Source organism: Nonomuraea sp. NPDC050478 (assembly GCF_044458265.1).
In the GTDB taxonomy this organism is placed as follows: domain Bacteria; phylum Actinomycetota; class Actinomycetes; order Streptosporangiales; family Streptosporangiaceae; genus Nonomuraea; species Nonomuraea ferruginea.
Genome location: NZ_JBITHT010000009.1, coordinates 127291 through 144523, shown reverse-complemented (window position 1 = coordinate 144523; position 17233 = coordinate 127291). Strand labels below are relative to the sequence as shown.

General features: G+C 72.0%; 13 protein-coding genes. 5 read left to right on the top strand and 8 right to left on the bottom strand.

The genetic code is table 11. The features are described from left to right. Positions 1 to 4: 4 nt before the first annotated feature. Entirely contained in the window at positions 5 to 2017 is a 2013-nt protein-coding gene (locus ACIBF7_RS38150; RefSeq protein WP_397199296.1) for a 2-oxoacid:acceptor oxidoreductase subunit alpha, read from the bottom strand. Next, a complete protein-coding gene (locus ACIBF7_RS38145; protein ID WP_397199295.1) occupies positions 2014 to 5421 on the bottom strand; it encodes an indolepyruvate ferredoxin oxidoreductase family protein in 3408 nt (1135 codons plus the stop codon). The genes ACIBF7_RS38150 and ACIBF7_RS38145 overlap by 4 nt, the downstream gene beginning before the upstream one ends. Positions 5422 to 5653: 232 nt before the next feature. On the opposite strand from ACIBF7_RS38145, the gene ACIBF7_RS38140 reads away from it, so the two are divergent. After that, positions 5654 to 6418, top strand: coding sequence for an SDR family NAD(P)-dependent oxidoreductase (locus ACIBF7_RS38140; RefSeq protein ID WP_261808493.1), 765 nt, complete (start codon positions 5654 to 5656; stop codon positions 6416 to 6418). Positions 6419 to 6505: 87 nt separating this feature from the next. On the opposite strand, the gene ACIBF7_RS38135 is transcribed toward ACIBF7_RS38140, so the two are convergent. The 6 genes from ACIBF7_RS38135 to ACIBF7_RS38110 form a co-directional block, all read right to left on the bottom strand. Next, on the bottom strand, positions 6506 to 7726 hold the full coding sequence (locus ACIBF7_RS38135) for an ABC transporter substrate-binding protein (RefSeq protein WP_271280115.1): 1221 nt from the start codon (positions 7724 to 7726) through the stop codon (positions 6506 to 6508). Between the two features lie 31 nt (positions 7727 to 7757). After that, positions 7758 to 8465 (bottom strand): ABC transporter ATP-binding protein, encoded by a 708-nt coding sequence (locus ACIBF7_RS38130; RefSeq protein WP_219549569.1) that lies wholly within the window; start codon positions 8463 to 8465, stop codon positions 7758 to 7760. After that, entirely contained in the window at positions 8446 to 9216 is a 771-nt protein-coding gene (locus tag ACIBF7_RS38125; RefSeq protein ID WP_271280114.1) for an ABC transporter ATP-binding protein, read from the bottom strand. The genes ACIBF7_RS38130 and ACIBF7_RS38125 overlap by 20 nt, the downstream gene beginning before the upstream one ends. Beyond that, on the bottom strand, positions 9213 to 10229 hold the full coding sequence (locus ACIBF7_RS38120; RefSeq protein WP_148031124.1) for a branched-chain amino acid ABC transporter permease: 1017 nt from the start codon (positions 10227 to 10229) through the stop codon (positions 9213 to 9215). Before ACIBF7_RS38120 ends, ACIBF7_RS38125 begins: the two co-directional genes overlap by 4 nt. Continuing rightward, positions 10229 to 11089 carry a branched-chain amino acid ABC transporter permease gene (locus tag ACIBF7_RS38115; RefSeq protein WP_148031125.1) on the bottom strand — a complete coding sequence of 287 codons (861 nt, stop codon included), beginning with the start codon at positions 11087 to 11089 and terminating at the stop codon, positions 10229 to 10231. Before ACIBF7_RS38115 ends, ACIBF7_RS38120 begins: the two co-directional genes overlap by 1 nt. A 249-nt stretch (positions 11090 to 11338) precedes the next feature. Continuing rightward, positions 11339 to 12235, bottom strand: a complete 897-nt coding sequence (locus tag ACIBF7_RS38110) for a TrmB family transcriptional regulator (RefSeq protein ID WP_261808494.1) — start codon at positions 12233 to 12235, stop codon at positions 11339 to 11341. Positions 12236 to 12355: 120 nt separating this feature from the next. On the opposite strand from ACIBF7_RS38110, the gene ACIBF7_RS38105 reads away from it, so the two are divergent. The 4 genes from ACIBF7_RS38105 to ACIBF7_RS38090 all read left to right on the top strand — a co-directional run bounded on the left by ACIBF7_RS38105 (position 12356) and on the right by ACIBF7_RS38090 (position 16555). Next, entirely contained in the window at positions 12356 to 13717 is a 1362-nt protein-coding gene (locus ACIBF7_RS38105; RefSeq protein WP_397199294.1) for an amidohydrolase family protein, read from the top strand. Next, entirely contained in the window at positions 13710 to 14741 is a 1032-nt protein-coding gene (locus ACIBF7_RS38100) for an amidohydrolase family protein (RefSeq protein ID WP_271280112.1), read from the top strand. Before ACIBF7_RS38105 ends, ACIBF7_RS38100 begins: the two co-directional genes overlap by 8 nt. A gap of 145 nt (positions 14742 to 14886) precedes the next feature. After that, the gene (locus ACIBF7_RS38095) at positions 14887 to 15591 is read left to right on the top strand and encodes an SDR family NAD(P)-dependent oxidoreductase (RefSeq protein ID WP_397199293.1); all 705 of its coding nucleotides are present in this window, start codon (positions 14887 to 14889) and stop codon (positions 15589 to 15591) included. 268 nt (positions 15592 to 15859) lie between these two features. After that, positions 15860 to 16555 carry a ThuA domain-containing protein gene (locus ACIBF7_RS38090; RefSeq protein ID WP_397199292.1) on the top strand — a complete coding sequence of 232 codons (696 nt, stop codon included), beginning with the start codon at positions 15860 to 15862 and terminating at the stop codon, positions 16553 to 16555. The last annotated feature ends 678 nt before the right edge of the window (positions 16556 to 17233 follow it).

Below are 17233 nucleotides of genomic sequence, written 5' to 3'. Positions count from 1 at the left end.
TCAGTCACTGCCGTTCACCTGCCGGATCAACAGGTCGCTCATACGGTCCATCGCGGTCGATCACGTCCTGGATCACTGCGGCCAGTTCCTCGGCCTTGAACGGAAGCCCGCGCACCCGGTTGTAGCTGATGACGTCGACCAGGAACCGGGCCCGCAGCAGCAACGCCAGCTGGCCCAGGTTGATCTCCGGCAGCAACACCTTGTCATAGCGCGCCAGGACGTCACCGATGTTGGCCGGCAGCGGGTTCAGATGCCGCAGATGCGCCTGGGCCACCTTCCCGCCCGCCGCCCGCACCCGCCGCACCCCAGCGGCGATCGCACCGTAGGTGGAACCCCACCCGAGCACCAGCACCCGCGCACCACCAGACCTCCCGCCAGACCCGGCGTGAGCGCGGGACCTGCCGGGCCCGCCAGGACCGCCGGGCCCGCCAGGACCGCCAGGACCGCCTGGGACATCGGGGTCGTGAGGGTCGTCGGGGTTGTGCGGGTCGTGGGGGTCGTCGACCTGGAGATCCGGCACGTCGATGCCGGCCACCTTGGCCGCGCGCAACCGCACCATCCGGTCATGATTGTCCGGATCGTAGGAGATGTTGCCCGTGCCGTCGGCCTTCTCGATACCGCCGATACGGTGCTCCAACCCCGGCGTGCCGGGGATCGCCCACGGCCGCGCCAGAGTCTCCGGATCCCGCTGGAACGGCAGGAACGCGCCGTCCTGGCCGTTCGGCTCGGTGGTGAACGGCACGCTGATGTCCGGCAGCGCGGCAACTTCCGGCAGCCGCCACGGCTCCGACCCGTTGGCCAGATACCCATCCGACAACAACATCACCGGCGTCCGATAGGCCACCGCGATACGAGCCGCTTCCACCGCCGCGTCGAAACAATCGCTGGGCGACATCGGCGCGATCACCGGCACCGGCGACTCGCCGTTGCGGCCGAACAACGCCATCAGCAGGTCGGTCTGCTCGGTCTTGGTCGGCATCCCGGTGGAGGGGCCGGCCCTTTGCACGTCCACCACGATCAGCGGCAGTTCGGTGGTGACCGCCAGGCCGACCGTCTCGGCCTTCAACGCCACGCCGGGACCGCTGGTGGTGGTCACCCCGAGCGCGCCGCCGAACGCCGCCCCGAGCGCCGCACCCACCCCCGCGATCTCGTCCTCGGCCTGGAAGGTGCGGATGCCGAACTGCTTGTGCTTGGACAACTCGTGCAGGATGTCCGAGGCCGGAGTGATCGGATACGACCCCAGGAACAGGGGCAGCCGGGCTTGGACGGCGGCGGCGATCAGGCCGTAGGCCAAAGCTTGGTTGCCGGAGATGTTGCGGTACACGCCCGGCGCCAGCCGGGCCGGCTTCACCTCATACGAGACCGAGAACGACTCGGTGGTCTCGCCGAAGTTCCAGCCGGCCTGGAAGGCGGCGATGTTGGCCTTGGCGATCTCCGGCTTCCGCGCGAACTTGGTCTCCAGGAAGCTGATGGTCTGCTCGGTCGGGCGGTGGTAGAGCCAGGACAGCAGGCCGAGCGCGAACATGTTCTTGGCGCGTTCGGCGTCCTTCTTGCTGATGTCGAAGTCTTCCAGCGCCTTGACCGTCAACGACGTCAAAGGCACGGAGTGCACCCGCCATTCGGCCAGCGACCCGTCTTCCAGCGGGCTGGCGGCATACCCGACCATGGCCAGGTTGCGTTTGGTGAACTCGTCGGTGTTGGCGATGATGTCCGCGCCGCGCGGCAGATCGGCCAGGTTGGCCTTGAGCGCGGCGGGGTTCATCGCCACCAGCACGTTGGGGGCGTCGCCGGGGGTGAGGATGTCGTGGTCGGCGAAGTGCAGCTGGAAGCTGGACACGCCGGGCAGGGTGCCGGCCGGGGCGCGGATCTCGGCGGGGAAGTTGGGCAGCGTGGACAGGTCGTTGCCGAACTCGGCGGTGCCCGCGGTGAACCGGTCACCGGTGAGTTGCATGCCGTCACCGGAGTCACCGGCGAACCGGATGATCACCCGATCGAGCTGCCGAACCTGCTTGATCACAGCTCCTGAACTCCGTTCTCGAACCGGGCGAGCAGTCTCGCCAGCTCCTCGTGGTATCTCTCGACGTTGCGCAGCTTCACGTCCTCGTACCCGCGCACCAGGTCCGGCAGCTCCGCCAGCTGGACCGCGAGCGCGACGTTGTCCGGGGAGAGGCGGCCGGCGAGGCGCTCCACCAGGCCGGCGTACTCCCGCACCAGCTCACGCTCGACCCGGCGCACCCTCGTACGGCCGAACGGGTCGAAGGCGGTCCCGCGCAGGCGGCGCAGGCCGCGCAGGGCCACCAGCGCCGGCCGGAACCACGGGCCCAGCGTGAGCTTCCGCCGCACGCCCATCGCCCGCAGCAGCGGAGGGTGGAGCTTCCACGACGCCTTGGCGCCGGGTCCGAACCGCTCCGCCAGCGCCGACCGGACGTCGTCGCCGAGGCTGAGGCGGGCGACCTCGTACTCGTCCTTGTAGGCCATCAGCTTGAACAGGTGGCGCGCGACCGACTCGGCGAAGGCGGCCGAACCGGGCACCCGCGACGCCTCCAGGGCGCGCACCCGTTCCACCAGGCGCGTGTAGCGGCGGGCGTAGCCGAGGTCCTGATAGGCCAGCAGCTCCTGGGACCGGAGCCCCACCAGCCGGGCCAGTTCCGACCCCGGAGGCGCCTGCACGATCCCCGTCACGTCCTCCTGCGGAGCGGGCCCGGGCACGTCCCGCACGGCGGGGTCGCTGACGAACCTGCGGCCGTGCCGGAACGCCCGCAGGTTGACCTCCACCGCGACGCCGTTGAGCCGGACGGCCTCCTCGATCGCCTCGGCCGGCAGCGGGATCGCGCCCTGCTGGAAGGCGACGCCCACCAGCAGCATGTTGGCCGTCTGGTCGTCCCCGAACAGGTCGGAGGCCAGCACGCGGGCGTCGAGCAGCCGGGCCAGGCCGGGGCGGACCCGGTCGAGTATCGGGCCGGTGACCTCGCCCGGCTCGGGGAAACCCACCGCCGGGTCGGCGACCATCCGGCCGGTGGGCACCTCGGAGGTGGACAGCACCGCGACGGTCCGCTCGGGCGAGGCGACCGTCAGGTTCCCGGGGTCGGCGGCGACCAGGAGGTCGCAACCGAGGTAGAGATCGCACTCGCCCCCGGCGAGCCGGTTGGAGGTCAGCCTGCGGTCGCGGGAGAACTTCACGTCCGACACCACCGCCCCGCCCTTCTGCGCGAGCCCCGTCTGGTCGAGCGACCGCGCGTTCCATCCGGCGATCAGCCCGGCGGTGGCGAGGATCTGGGAGACGGTGACGACGCCGGTCCCGCCGATGCCGAGCACCCGGACGCCGAAGGCGTCACCGCCCACCACGGACTCCGGCTCCGGCAGGTCCGCCTCGATCGCACCGCCCTCGCGGGTCACCGGGGCGGCGGAGACCGTCATGAAGGCGGGGCAGTCGCCGTCCAGGCAACGGGTGTCGAGATTGCACGATGCCTGGTGGATGCGCGTCTTGCGGCCGTACTCCGTCGGGACCGGCTGCACCGACAGGCAGTTGGACTTGCGGCCGCAGTCGCCGCAGCCCTCGCAGACCCGCTCGTTGATGAAGACCCGCGTCGCCGGTCGCGGGAGCAGGCCCCGCTTGCGCTTGCGGCGGGTCTCGGTCGCGCACTCCTGGTCGTGCAGGAGCACGGTGACGCCCGGGGTGCCGGCCAGGACCCGCTGCGCCTCCTCGACGCGCGACCGGTCCCAGACCTCGACGCCGCGCGGCAGCCGGATCCGGCGGTACCTGCGGCGGTCCTCGGTGGTGACGATGATCTTCGAGACGCCCTCGGCCAGCAGCACGCCGACGATCCGCGCCGCGTCCATCCCGCCGACCGTCCGCTGCCCCCCGGTCATGGCCACGGCGGAGTTGTAGAGCAGCTTGTACGTGATGTCGACGCCCGCCGCCACCGCCGCCCGGATCGCCAGGGAGCCGGAGTGGTCGAAGGTGCCGTCCCCCAGGTTCTGTACGTAGTGGTCACGCTCGACGAAGGGCGCCATCCCCACCCATTGCAGGCCCTCCCCGCCCATCTGGGAGAGCCCGGTGACGGAGCCGACCTGGGCCTCGTCCATGAGCACCACCATGGCGTGGCAGCCGATGCCGCCGCCGACCAGGCTGCCTTCGAGCGTCTTGGTGGAGGTGTTGTGCGGGCAGCCCGAGCAGAAGTACGGCGCCCGCCGCAGGAGCGGCAGCGGACGGCGGGGGTCGGGGCGCGGTCCCGGCGTCACCGGGATGCCGTTGGCGAGCAGCCGCCGGCGCAGCCGGGGGACGATCGCGTCCACGTCCAGCTCCCCGTACGCGGGAACCAGCTCGTCGCCGTCCTGATCACGCTTCCCGGTGACCAGCGGGACGGCCGGGCCGCCGTAGAGGATGTCGCGGACGGCCGTCTCCAGGAAGGACCGCTTCTCCTCGACGACCACGATCTCGGCCAGCCCGTCCGCGAACTCCCTGACGGTCTCCGGCTCCAGCGGGAACGGCATGCCCACCCGGAGCAGCCGGAGCCCGCTCGCGCGCAGGCCCGGCTCGTCGACGCCGAGCCGGCGCAGCGACTCGACCACGTCCAGGAAGGTGCGGCCCGCGGCGATCACGCCGACCCGGTCGCCCGGCGCCGCCCCCACGACGCGGTTCAGGCGGTTGAGCCGGGAGTACTCGACGGCCAGCCGCAGCCGGTTGGTCACCAGGTCGCGTTCGAGCGGCCCCAGCGTGGGCTGCAACAGCCGCGCGGTGGGCCGGTGGCGCCCGGCGCCCGGCGGGAGCACCGGCTCGGGCCGCTCGTCGTCGAGGAAGACCGTCGAGGAGCCGTCGGCCACGGCGGTGACGATCTTCAGTCCCACCCACAGCCCGGTGGCCCGGGACAGCTCCACGGCGTGCGCTCCCAGGTCCAGCACGTCCTGGGAGTCGGCCGGATACAGGAACGGCATGGCCAGATCGGCCAGCGCCGCTTCCGACGAGCAGGGGACGCTGGAGGACTTGGCGGCCGGGTCGTCGCCCACCAGCACGATCGCGCCGCCGTCCGGGTGGGCGCCCATCAGGTTCCCGTGCCGCAGGGCGTCCGTGGCCCGGTCCAGCCCGGGGGCCTTGCCGTACCAGATGCCGAGCACGCCGTCGTAACGGGCGCCGTCGAGGGTGTTGGCCAGCTGGCTGCCCTGCACCGCGGTCGCCGCGCTCTCCTCGTTCAACCCTGGCCGGAAGACGACGTCGTTGGCGTCGAGGAGGCGGCGCTGGCGGTGCAGCTCCAGGTCGTAGCCGCCGAGCGGCGAGCCCTCGTAGCCGGAGACGAAGGTGGCGACCCGGCGGCCGCGAGCCAGGTCCCGGCGGTGCTGGTCGATGGGCAGCCGGGCCAGCGCCTGCACGCCGGTCAGCTGGACCCGTCCAGTGGTCGCCTCGTAGCGATCTTCCAGCCGCATCCGGTCCGTCCCCCTTCCATGGGTGGCTGGGCGAGATTCAGCCAGGCGGGCGCGGCGGGCTCAAGAGGGTCTGGGCCACTGGCACAGAAGAGGCCGGTCGGCTGGCGGGCCCACTGGACACTTGGCTAGTCGCTAACCCATTAACGGCTAAAAAGTCAGCGGATACGGCTTCCTGGAGCGGTGTAGTCGTCGTTAGCATCCCGTCCAAAGACAGTGAGGTCGGGAGGCTTCCGTGGGGCGTTCGCTCGAAGGGATGCCGGTGCTCGTCACCGGGGGCGGTTCTGGGATCGGTGAGGCGGTGGTCCACCGCCTGGTCAAGGCCGGTGCCAAGGTGACACTCGCGGGCCGGCGCGCGGACAGGGTCGAGGCGGTCGCCAGGCAGGCGGGCTCCGGCGCGTGCGGCGTCGTCGCCGACGTCACCGTGGCCGCCGACCGCGAGCGCATGGTCGCGCGGGCGGTCGAGCACGGCGGCGGGCTGGAAGCCGTGGTGCACGCCGCGGGCAACATGTACCGAGGCGCGCTCGAAGACCTCGACGAGCAGGCGTTGCACGACGTGTTCGCCTCCAACACGATCGGCCCGATGATGCTGACCGCGCTCGCCCTGCCGCACCTGCGGGAGCGCTCCGGCGCCGTGGTCTTCTTCGGTTCCGTGCACACCCAGCGCGCCTTTCCCGGCGCGTCCCCGTACGCCGCCACGAAGGGCGCGCTGGAGACGCTGACCGGGGTGCTGGCCGCGGAGCTGGGACCTCAGGGCGTGCGGGTCGGCTGCGTGCGGCCCGGCGGCGTGCTGACCGAGATCAACCAGCGGGCCGGGCTCATGGACGACGCCACCGCCGCCGAGCGCATGCGCTCGCTCGGCCCCGCCCACGCGCTCGGCCGGGCGGGCACCGCGGCCGAGGTCGCCGAGGCCGTCGAGTACCTGATCACGGCCGAGTGGGCGACCGGCGGCGTGCTCACCATCGACGGCGGCCTCGGCCTCGGCGTCACCAACGCCTGACGACACGGACGGGCCTGTGCGCGGCGCGGTCCTGGCCTTTACCGGCGAAGGGCGCGTGGTGGGACACCACGCGCCCTTCGGGTCGTGTCAGGACGCGGACTTGCCGGGCTCCAGCCAGTCCTCGCTGACGAGCTTCCACGCGGAGCCGTCCCACTCCGCGACCTTCGCGCCGGTCGTCCCGACGTGCCCGCCGCCGGCGGCCGGGCCGAAGGTGATCGGCGGGTAGATGCCGGACGCGTGCTCCTTGAGCGACTCGGCGGTCTTCTGGAAGCTCGCCCAGCTCAGGTCGTCGCCCATCCGGTTCACGATCTCGAAGAAGATCTTCGTGTTGGCGTACGCCTGCAGGGCGTAGGCGCTGCCGGCCTGGTCCGGGGCGACGGCCTGCTGGGCGGTCCGCCACGCCGCGGCCTCCGGGGCGTCCGACGTCGGCAGCTCGGAGATGAACGTGCCGTAGATGCCCTTCGCCGCGGGCCCCGCCGGTCCCACCGTGCCCGCGCTGCCCGTGGTCACGGTCGAGGAGGTGCCCATGATCGTGGGCTTCCAGCCCAGCTCGCCGACCGCCTTCATGATCAGCGCCGACTGCGTGTTGTCCGTCCCGAGCACGATGGCGTCCGGCTTCGCCTCCCGCACCTTCAGTACGGCGGAGCTCACCTCGGTCGAGTTGGGCTCGGTCGTCTCGTTCGCGACGACCTCGACCCCCATGGCCGCGGCCTCCTCCTTGACCCCGTCCCGGATCGCGTGTCCGAGCTCGTTGTCCTGCCCGATGACGGCGACCTTCTTGACGTCCTTGCCCGCCAGGAAGTCCACGATCACCCTGGCCTGGTCACGCTGGCTGGTGCCGAGCAGGAACACCGAGTCCTGCTCCGGGTCGGGCGGCAGCACCGGCGCGAACAGCGGCATCCCCTTCTGCGCCAGGTAGGGGTAGCTGCCCGGGATGTTGGCCGACCCGGCGGGGGAGACGACCGCGTACACCTTCTCCTGGTCGCCCAGGCGGCGGATGTTGGCGACGCTGCGCGCCGCCTCGAACCCGTCGTCGAGCACGACGAGCTTCACCTGACGCCCCAGGACGCCGCCCTTGTCGTTGATCTCCTTGACCGCCGCGTTCAGCCCGGCTTCGAAGCCCTTCCCCGAGGTGGCGGCGCCGCCGGAGAGCGGCAGGGTGGTGCCGATGGTGATGGTGTCGTCCGTGACACCCTGCACCGTCCCGCCCGCGTCCGACGGCGCGGCCGCCTGGGACGAGCAGCCCGCGACGGCGAGTGCGGTCAGCAGGACGGGCAGGGCGGTGAGCGGGAACCGTCGTGGCCTCATGGGACCCTCCAGTCAGAATGGTGCTAGTGGTTCAGCCGAGGTAGGCGCGGACGAGGTTCTCCGAGTCCGCGAGCTCGTGGGCGGGGCCCGAGGTGTGCACGGCTCCGCCGGCGAGCACGTACGCGCGGTCCGCGATGTCGAGCACGGCCGAGTTCTGCTCGACGAGCAGGAACGCGGTGCCCGACTCCGCCCGCAACCGGGCGACCAGCCCGAGCAGCTGGGTGACCAGGATCGGCGCGAGGCCGAAGGACATCTCGTCCACCATCACCAGGCGCGGCCGGCCGAGCAGTGCCCTGGCGACGGCCAGCATCTGCTGCTGGCCGCCGGACAGCGAACCGGCGGGCGCGGCCAGCTTGTCGCGGAGCGCGTCGAACACCTCCAGCAGCCGCTCCTCGTCCTGGGCGACGTCCCGGGCGCCGCGCCCGCGGGCGGTGGCGCCCAGGCGCAGGTTCTGCCGCACGGTGAGGGACGAGAGGATGCCGCGGCCCTCGGGGACGTGGCCGAGGCCGAGCCTGGCCCTGGCCTCCGGCGGCCGCCCGCCGAGCGTGGCGCCGTCGAAGCTCACCGAGCCCGACCAGGTGGGCAGCACGCCGGAGACGGCGCGCAGCGTCGTGGTCTTGCCCGCGCCGTTGACCCCGAGCAGCGCGACGATCTCGCCCTCCGCCACGTCGAGGTCGACCCCGCGCAGCACCGGGACCCGGCCGTAGCCGGAGGTCAGCTCACGAATCGACAGTAGCAACGCCGGCTCCCAGGTAGGCCTTGACGACATCGGGATGGGCGACGACCTCGGCCGGAGTGCCGTCCGCCAGGATGCGCCCGAAGTGCAGCGCCGCGACCCGCGGGCACAGCCGCGAGACGAGCTCCAGGTCGTGCTCGATGATCAGGATCGACAGCTCGTCCCGCTCGCCGATCTCGGCCAGCGGCGCCACCATCCGGTCGACGTCGGCCGCCGACAGTCCGGCGGCGGGCTCGTCCAGCAGCACGATGCGCGGCCGCGGAGCCAGCGCGCGGACGACCTCGACGATCTTCTGGCTGCCCAGCGGCAGGTTGCCGGCGGGCTCGGCGGCGCGTGCGGCCAGCCCGAAGGCGTCGAGCAGTTCGCGCGCCCGCTCCCTGGCGGCGCGGGCCCCGCGCGAGACCCCGAGGAAGTCGGCCAGCCCGCCGCCCGGGGGCAGCCCGGCGTCCAGCCCGGCCAGCACGTTCGCCTCGACCGACAGCTCGGCCACCAGCCGGGGAGTCTGGAACGTCCGGCGCACGCCCCTGCGGGCCACGACGGCCGGGCGGCCGGCGCGTACGGGCTCGCCCGCGATCCGGACCGACCCCGCGACCGGCCGCACATAGCCGGTCACCACGTTGAACACCGTCGTCTTGCCCGCGCCGTTCGGGCCGATCAGCCCGGTGAACCCCGGGCCGACGGCGAGGTCGACGCCCTTCAGCACCTCGTTGCCGCCGAAGCGCACGGCGATCCCGGACAGTTCGAGCGCGTTCATCGGGCGGCTCCCGTCAGGTCGGCCTGCCCGGACACGGGCGGCGGTTCGGGCGCAGGCGGGGCCGGGCGCCTGGCCCGCAGTCGGGCGGGCAGCGAGGCCAGCCCGCGCGGCAGGAACGCGATCGCCAGCGCGAGGATCAGCCCGTACACCAGTCGCTGCCAGCTCCCCAGGTCCTGCAGCAGGTCACGCAGCACCACCACGACGACCGCGCCGAGGAACGGCCCGGCGACGTAACCCACGCCGCCGAGGAACGCGACGACCAGGAACTCGATGAGCAGCCCCATGTCGAAGATCTCCGGCGTCAGGTACGACAGGCACTGCGCGTACAGCGCCCCGGCGACGCCCCCGATGAACGCCGACAGCGCGAAGGCCAGCAGCTTCGTCCGCATCGGGCTCACCCCCAGCGACGGCGCGGCGATCTCCGCGTCCCGCACGACCCGCAGGCGCCTGCCGAGCCCGACACGGCCGATGCGCATGACGACGGCGGTGGTGACGGCCGCCACGGCGAGGCACAGGTACCAGCGGCTGCCGTCGACGTCGATCCCGGGCAGCACCACGGCCTGCACGGCGGTGCCGGCGATGCCGCCGGTGACCGGCGTGGCCTCCACGAACACGCGGATCATCAGCTCGGCGAACGCGAGCGTGGCGATCGCCAGGTAGAAGCCGCGCAGCCGGGTGGCCGGCAGCCCGATCAGCACCCCGAACAGCGCGGCGACCAGGCCCGCGGTGACCGCCGCGAGCGGCCAGGCCCAGCCCTGCGCGACCAGGTACGTGGTCGCGTACGCCCCGACGCCGAGGAAACCGGCCTGGGACAGCGCGATCTGCCCCGACCATCCCATGATCAGGACCAGCCCCAGCCCGGCCGTCGCCGTCACCATGACCAGGCACGCCTGGAACAGCAGGTACGGGTTGACCAGGCCGGGCAGCGCGAGCAGGACGAGCGCCGCCGCCACGGCGCCGGCCACGCCGGCGACCCGCCGGGGCGAGCCGGAGAGCAGCGCGAGCGGTGTCATCAGACCTCCCGGACCTGGTGGCGGCCGAACAGCCCCTGCGGCTTGATCGACAGCACCACGACGATGGCCAGCAGCGCGATCGCGGTCTTGCTCGACGTCGAGATGTACGCGCCCGCCAGGTTCTCCGCGACGCCGAGCGCGAGCCCGCCGACGAACGCCCCGGTGATGCTGGAGAACCCGCCGAGCGTCGCCGCGACGAAGCCCTTGATGAGCAGCCCGGAGCCATTCTGGTCGGTGAGCAGCGAAGCCTGCCCCTGCAGCAGCAGCGCGATCGTGGCGATCGCCCCCGCCAGGGCCCACGAGGTGCGGAACACCGTCGTGACCGAGACGCCGAGCAGCCTCGGCGTCACGCGGTCCTCCGCGATCGCCTGCATCCGCACGCCGAGCGGCGTGCGGAAGAAGAGGATGAGCCCGGCCATCACCGCCAGCCCGGCCGCGATGCTGAGCAGCTGCTCGTACGCCACGACCTGCCCGGCCACGGTGAACGAGCCCGCGAACGGGGAGTCGATCTTGCGGGGCTCGGATCCCCACACGAGCTGGACGACCGCGTTGATCACGACGAAGACCGCGATCGTCATCAGGACCGTGGCGAAGTGGTTCTCCGCCAGGATCGGACGGATAGCCGTTCGTTCCACCACTACGGACAGCGCGACGCCGATGAGCAACCCGATCGGTACCGCGAGCCACCATGACAGGTGCGCGCCGTCGATGAGCGCCCAGGTGCAGAAAGCCGGAAACAATCCCAGCTCAGCCATGGCGAAGTTGGGTACGTCGGTCGCCTTCAGCACGAGGACGATGGCCAGTGCCATGAGGGAGTACCAGCTCCCCGCCTGCAAGCCGCTGATGATCTGTTGCCACACGGTTACGCCTCCAGCCGCTAGTCGTCAGGATGCTAACGTCCAATGGGAAGACGCGACAGTCCCGATTTGGCAACGACGCGGCGAGACCGGAGCGACCGGAGCGCGATCAGGCGGCCCGGCCTGCGGGCACGCGGAAACGGCGCCCATCGTCAGATGGACGCCGTCGCGATCCTGATGCGGCCGGATCGGCGGGCGGGGCCGTCCGGCGGGTCCGGGGGTCCGTCCGCCGGACGCCCCCGCGTCAGCGGATCAGCGGGACGTGTCGTTCCCGCGCCGGCGGCCGGGGGCGGGCGGGGGCGCGCCGGCGCCCCTTCTGAGCAGCGTGGCGGGGGCGCCGTGGTCGGCGCGCAGCCGCAGCAGCGCCGGATCGGACTTCCAGAAGGTCTCGAAGTCCTCGGCTGCGAACTTCTCCACGATGAGGTGCATGGCGATGTCGTGGCGCACGTACTCGACCGCGACCAGGACCACCGCCGGGTCGTCGGTGTAGACGCCCCAGGCGTCGTCGTTGATCACGCCGCCGATGACCGCCTGCTCGCGGTCGGCCACCACGACCAGCAGCCGGCAGCCCAGGTTCTCAAGCGCCACCTTGGGGCTGGAGAAGCGGTGCTGGGTGGTGTGGCCCACCGGGTCGGGGTCGTCGCCGAAGACGACCGTGGAGACGTCGACGCCGTCGGACTCGGCCCTGCGGGCCAGCGGCTTGAGCGGCTCCAGCTCCGCCGGCCAGCCGGACAGGAACAGGTCTCTGCGCGCCGCCGAGACCACGTCCTCGGCCCGGGTGATCAGCGACGACCGGTCGGTCAGGTTGTGGATCAGCCGGACCTGGGTGGGCGAGGCCACCTCGGGCAGCGACTCGCGCAGCGTGCTGATCGACTGGTCGAACTCGCGCCGCATCCGGTCGAGCAGCGACATCGGGGGCAGCGAGATGTAGCCCACGCCCGCGTCGCCGAGCCGCACCTCGTAGGCGGCTCCCCGGCCCACGAGCTTGCCCAGCGTCTCGTAGACCGTGCTGCGCGGCACTCCCGATCGTTTGGCCACCTCGTAGCCGTTGAGCGGGGCGCCGGCCGCCACGAGCGCGACGTAGGCCTTGGCCTCGTAACCGGACATGCCGAGGCGCTGGAGCTCTTCGATCACTCTCTGCTGAGACACGTTGCCATCGTCGCATCACCTCGGGCTCCGGGACGAATTCCGATCACCGCCAGGCCAGTCTAGCCAGGACGCTTCATAGTAGTTAACCTTCTGACGCATAACGAGGTCCGAGGAGAGCCGATGGCCGACAGCATCTTGATCACCGGAGGCGCCGTCATCGACGGCACCGGCGCCGCGCCGCGAGCCGACGAGGCGGTGCTGGTGCGCGGCGACCGGATCGCCGCCCTGGGCGCCGAGGCGCTGGCCCAGGCCGAGTCGGGCGGCGTGGACGAGCGGATCGACGCGAGCGGGCGCACGGTCATGCCCGGCCTGATCGACGCCCACACCCACCTCAGCTTCGGCGAACCGACCGGCAACGACGAGCTGCTCAACCACCGCACGCAGGGCTACAGCTCGATGCTGTCGGCCTACCACGCCCGCAAGGTGCTCCGCGCCGGGGTGACCGGCGTGCTCGACGCCGACTGCCTGTGGTCCATCGGCGTCGAGCTGCGGGACGCCATCGACACCGGCATCGTGGAAGGTCCCCGCATGCGCGCCGGGGGACAGGCCCTGATGACCATGCTCGGCGGCACCGCCGGCCGGATGATCCGCGACGAGGGCACCACCGGCTACGCGACCGTCGTCCACAACCGCGACATGATGGTCAAAGAGGTACGACGCCAGATCAAGTACGGGGTCGACTGGATCAAGATCATGGTCACCGGCCTGATCCCGTCCATGAAGGGCCCCGAGGTCAAGGTCTGGAGCTTCGACGAGCTCCGTACCGTCTGCGACGCCGCGCACGAGCTCAACACCAAGGTCGTCGCCCACTGCCGCAACTCCGAGAGCACCCGCGACGCCGCGAGGGCGGGCGTCGACCTGATCTACCACGCCTCCTACATGGACGACGAGGCGCTCGAAGCCGTCGTCGAGTCCGGCAGCGCGCTGTGCCCGACGTTCACGCTCCTCGGCAACCTCGCCGACTACGGCCAGAAGATCGGCAGCGCGCCCGAGCTGCTCGACGTGTTCCGCGCCGAGATCGAGGTCACCGCCGCGCAGATGGCCAAGGCGCACGCCGCCGGCGTGCCGTTCCTCACCGGCTCGGAGACCGGCTTCGCCGTCACCCCCGTCGGCGAGTGGCACGCCCGCGAGCTGGAGATGTTCGTCCAGTACATGGGCATGACGCCGATGGAGGCGATCGTCGCCGCCACCCGCAACGGCGCCTTCGCGCTGCGCATGGAAGGCGAGGTCGGCACCCTGGAGACCGGCCGGCTCGCCGACGTCCTCATCGTCGACGGCGACCCGCTGAAGGACGTCACGATCCTCCAGGACCGCACCCGGATCGCCGAGGTGATCAAGGGCGGGCGCCGGATCGACCTCACCACCCCGATCCCCGAGCGCCGCATGCGCTCCACCGACCAGGTGAGGTTCCTCGCCTCCTGCCCCCTCACCCGCGGGCTGGCCCTGACCGAGGATCAACTGGAGAAGCTGGCCCGTGTCTGACCACCCCGAGCTTCCTTCCCGGCGTTCCCCGGTGATCGACGTGCACGCGCACGCCGTACTGGAGGTCAGCCTCGGGGCGGCCGGCGCGGCGGGGCCCGAGCTGGGCGTCTCGCCCGACGGCACGCCCTTCTACCGCGTCGGCGGGTACGTGCTGAACGGCGTGCGCTACGCCGGAAGCCCCTTCATGGACGTGGACGTCCGCATCGCCGCCATGGACGAGGCCGGCGTCGACGTGCAGCTGCTGTCGCCCAACCCGCTGACCTACTTCGACCGGCTGGACCCCGGCGCGGCGGTGGCCTACGCGCGCACCCACAACGACGCGCTGGCCGAGACGGTGGGCAAGCACCCGGCGCGCCTGCTCGGCGCCGCCCAGCTGCCGGTGCAGGACGTCCCCGCGTCGATCGCCGAGGCCCGGCGCGCCGTGCGCGAGCTGGGGATGGCGGCCGTGTACATCGGCACCGACCCCGCCGGGCGCACCCTCGACGACCCCGGACTCGACCCGCTCTACGAGGCGCTCGCCGACCTGGACGTGCCGCTGTTCGTGCACCCGTCGCCGCTCGGCCCGGACGGGCCGCCGCAGGACCCCCGGCTGCGCCGCTTCGACCTCGACCTGCTCTTCGGGTTCGCCCGCGACGAGACGCTGGCCGTGGCCGCGCTGGTCTTCGGCGGCGTGCTCGACCGGCACCCCGGCCTGGACGTGTGCGTCTCGCACGGCGGCGGCGCCGCGGCGTTCGTCGCCGGTCGGTTCGCCCGCGCCGTGGAGAAGCGCCCGTGGGCCGGCGCGAAGCTGCGGGAGAACGGGTTCGAGCACTACTACCGCCGTCTGTGGTTCGACACCCACGTGCACGACGACCTGTCGCTTCACCTGCTCGCCGAGCACGCGGGGACCGAGCGGCTGGTGTTCGGCACCAACTTCGCAGGCTGGGACTCCGGCGCCCACGAGGGGCCGGGGCTCGACCCCGCGGTCCTGGCCGCCAACGCCGCCAGACTCCTGCGCCGCCCTGACCTGCTGGAGGTCCGATGACGGCGTTCGGCCGTGTGGGAGGTCCGTTGATGGCGTTCGGCCGCGAGGGAAGTCCGCTAACGGCGCCCGGCCGCGAGGGAAGTCTGCTGGAGGTCCGATGACGGCGCCTGGCCACGTGGGAAGTCCATCGAGGACCCTCGGCCAAGTGGGAGATTCGGCCAGCGCATCCTGCCGCGTCCTCGTCACCGGTGGCGCCTCCGGCATCGGCCTCGCGTGCGCGCAGCTCCTCGCCGCCCAGGGCTGGGAGGTCGAGGTCGCCGACCTGCGCCCCGGGCAGGGGCGGCACGAGCTCGACGTGGCCGACCGGGAGTCCTGGGAGCGCGTGCTCGACGCGGCCTGGCCGCTCGACGCCCTGGTGAACTGCGCCGGCCACCGCAGCCGCGGCGCGATCACCGAGCTCGACGTCGCCGAGTTCGAACGCATGCTCTCCGTGCACGTCACCGGGACATTCCTGGGCATCCAGGGCTGCGCCCGGCGCTGGCTGGCGGCCGGCGTCGGCGGCGCCGTCGTCACCATCAGCTCGGTGACCGGCACCCACGCCGTCGCCGGACAGCCGCACTACGTGGCCGCCAAGGCCGGGGTCGCCGGGCTGGTCCGCGCGGCGGCGGCCGAGCTGGCCCCCGCCAGGATCCGGGTCAACGCCATCGCGCCCGGCGTCATCCGTACCCCCATGACAGCGGACCGGCTCGGCGCACCCGAGCAGGCGGCGTGGCTGATGAACCGCGTCCCGATGGCGCGCGTGGGCGAGCCGGAAGAGGTCGCGGCGACCGTGGCGTTCCTGCTCTCCGGCGGAGCGTCGTACCTCACGGGCGCGGTGATCCCGGTCGACGGCGCCTGGACAGCCACCTGACGACCCCATGCCCTCCACAGCCTCTTCGTGCAGCGTTTCGTACGGCGACGGAGCTTCCGTACGGAGACGAAGCTTTCCTATGGAGACGGAACGTACGGCGACGGAGCTTCCGTACGGAGACAGAGCTTTTGTGCGGAGACAGAGCTCTCGTGCGGAGACAGAGCTTCCGTGCGGAGACGGAGGCTTCGTGCGGATACCCAGCCTGCCCCGGTGGCTGTCGATAGGGCACCCAGGCTGATCTGACACCTAACTGCGAAGGGGACACCCCATGCGTGCCGTTGTGCTGTCCGGAGGGCTCACTCACGACTTCCCCGCCACCACCGCCTGCCTGGTGGAGCTCCTGTCGGGGCAAGGGATCCGGGCGGAGGTCCATACCGACGTCGACGCCGCCCTGCGGGCCCTGCCCGGTGCAGGGCTGCTGGTGGTGAACGCGCTGCGCTGGACGATGACCGGGCCAGGCACCCCCGACCGCTATCGGGAACTGGCCGGAACGGAGGGCGTGAGCCCGTCCCAGAGCGCCAGGGCCAGGCTGGCGGCCCATCTAGAAGCGGGCGGCGGCGTGCTCGGCATGCACACGGCGAGCATCTGCTTCGACGACTGGCCGGAGTGGGGGCGGGCGCTCGGCGCCGCCTGGGTGTGGGGCCGCTCGCACCACCCGCCCATCGGCCCCGCGGTCGAGGTGCGGCCGGAGTACGGGCACGAACTGGTCGACGGCCTTGACCCGTTCACGGTCGTCGACGAGGTCTACGGGGACCTGGAACGGACGCCCGGGACCGTCCCGCTCCTGACCGCCGCCCAGCCCACCGGCCCGGACACCCACAGCCGTCACCCCCTGCTGTGGGCCCGCGAACACGCCGGCGGCCGCATCGTCTACGACGCCCTCGGCCACCACCCGCCGTCGTACGAGGTCCCCGAACACCGGGAAATCCTCCGCCGCGCCATCCACTGGACCACCCACGGCTGACCCACACACCCCAAACCGCACCCGCACGCGAAACACCCGCACATGTGAAGACAACCCGCACCCCCCTACCGACCAGCGCCATGAAACGGCCGCCACCGCGAGACGACCCGCCACACGTGAGACGCCACGCACACGCGAGACGGTCCATGCCTGTGGCACCGCCGTATCTGTCAGTCCGCAGGCACCCGTGAGTCCCACGCGCAGCCAACCGCAGACACCCCAGAGTCCCCGTGCCGCGAGCCCTACGTGCTTGCGAGTCGGCTCGTACATGCGGAGCGGCGGATACGGGAGTTGGCGGGTACGCGCCGGACAGGCCCACGAGCCCGTGAACGGCCTCGTACGAGGGAGTCGCTCTTACAGGAGAGAACCGTGGTACCGCGTGCGCCTGAACAGGCGGGAGTTCGCGAGACGGCCCCGCATACGCGCGAATGGGGTCCACGAGTCGGGGAAATGGCCTTGTACGCGCGAGTTGGGTCGTACAGGCGAGACGGTGGTACCGCGTGCGCGAAAACAGTCCGCGTTCGCGAGACGGCCCCACATACGCGAGGGCTCCGTACTCGCGAGGGCCCCACATGTATGGAGAGCCCCGCATGTGCGAGACAGCCCTCCATCGCCCCCGGCACGCGGTGTGCGAGACGGCCCCACATACGCGAGACGGCCCCGCAGGTGCGCGAGCAG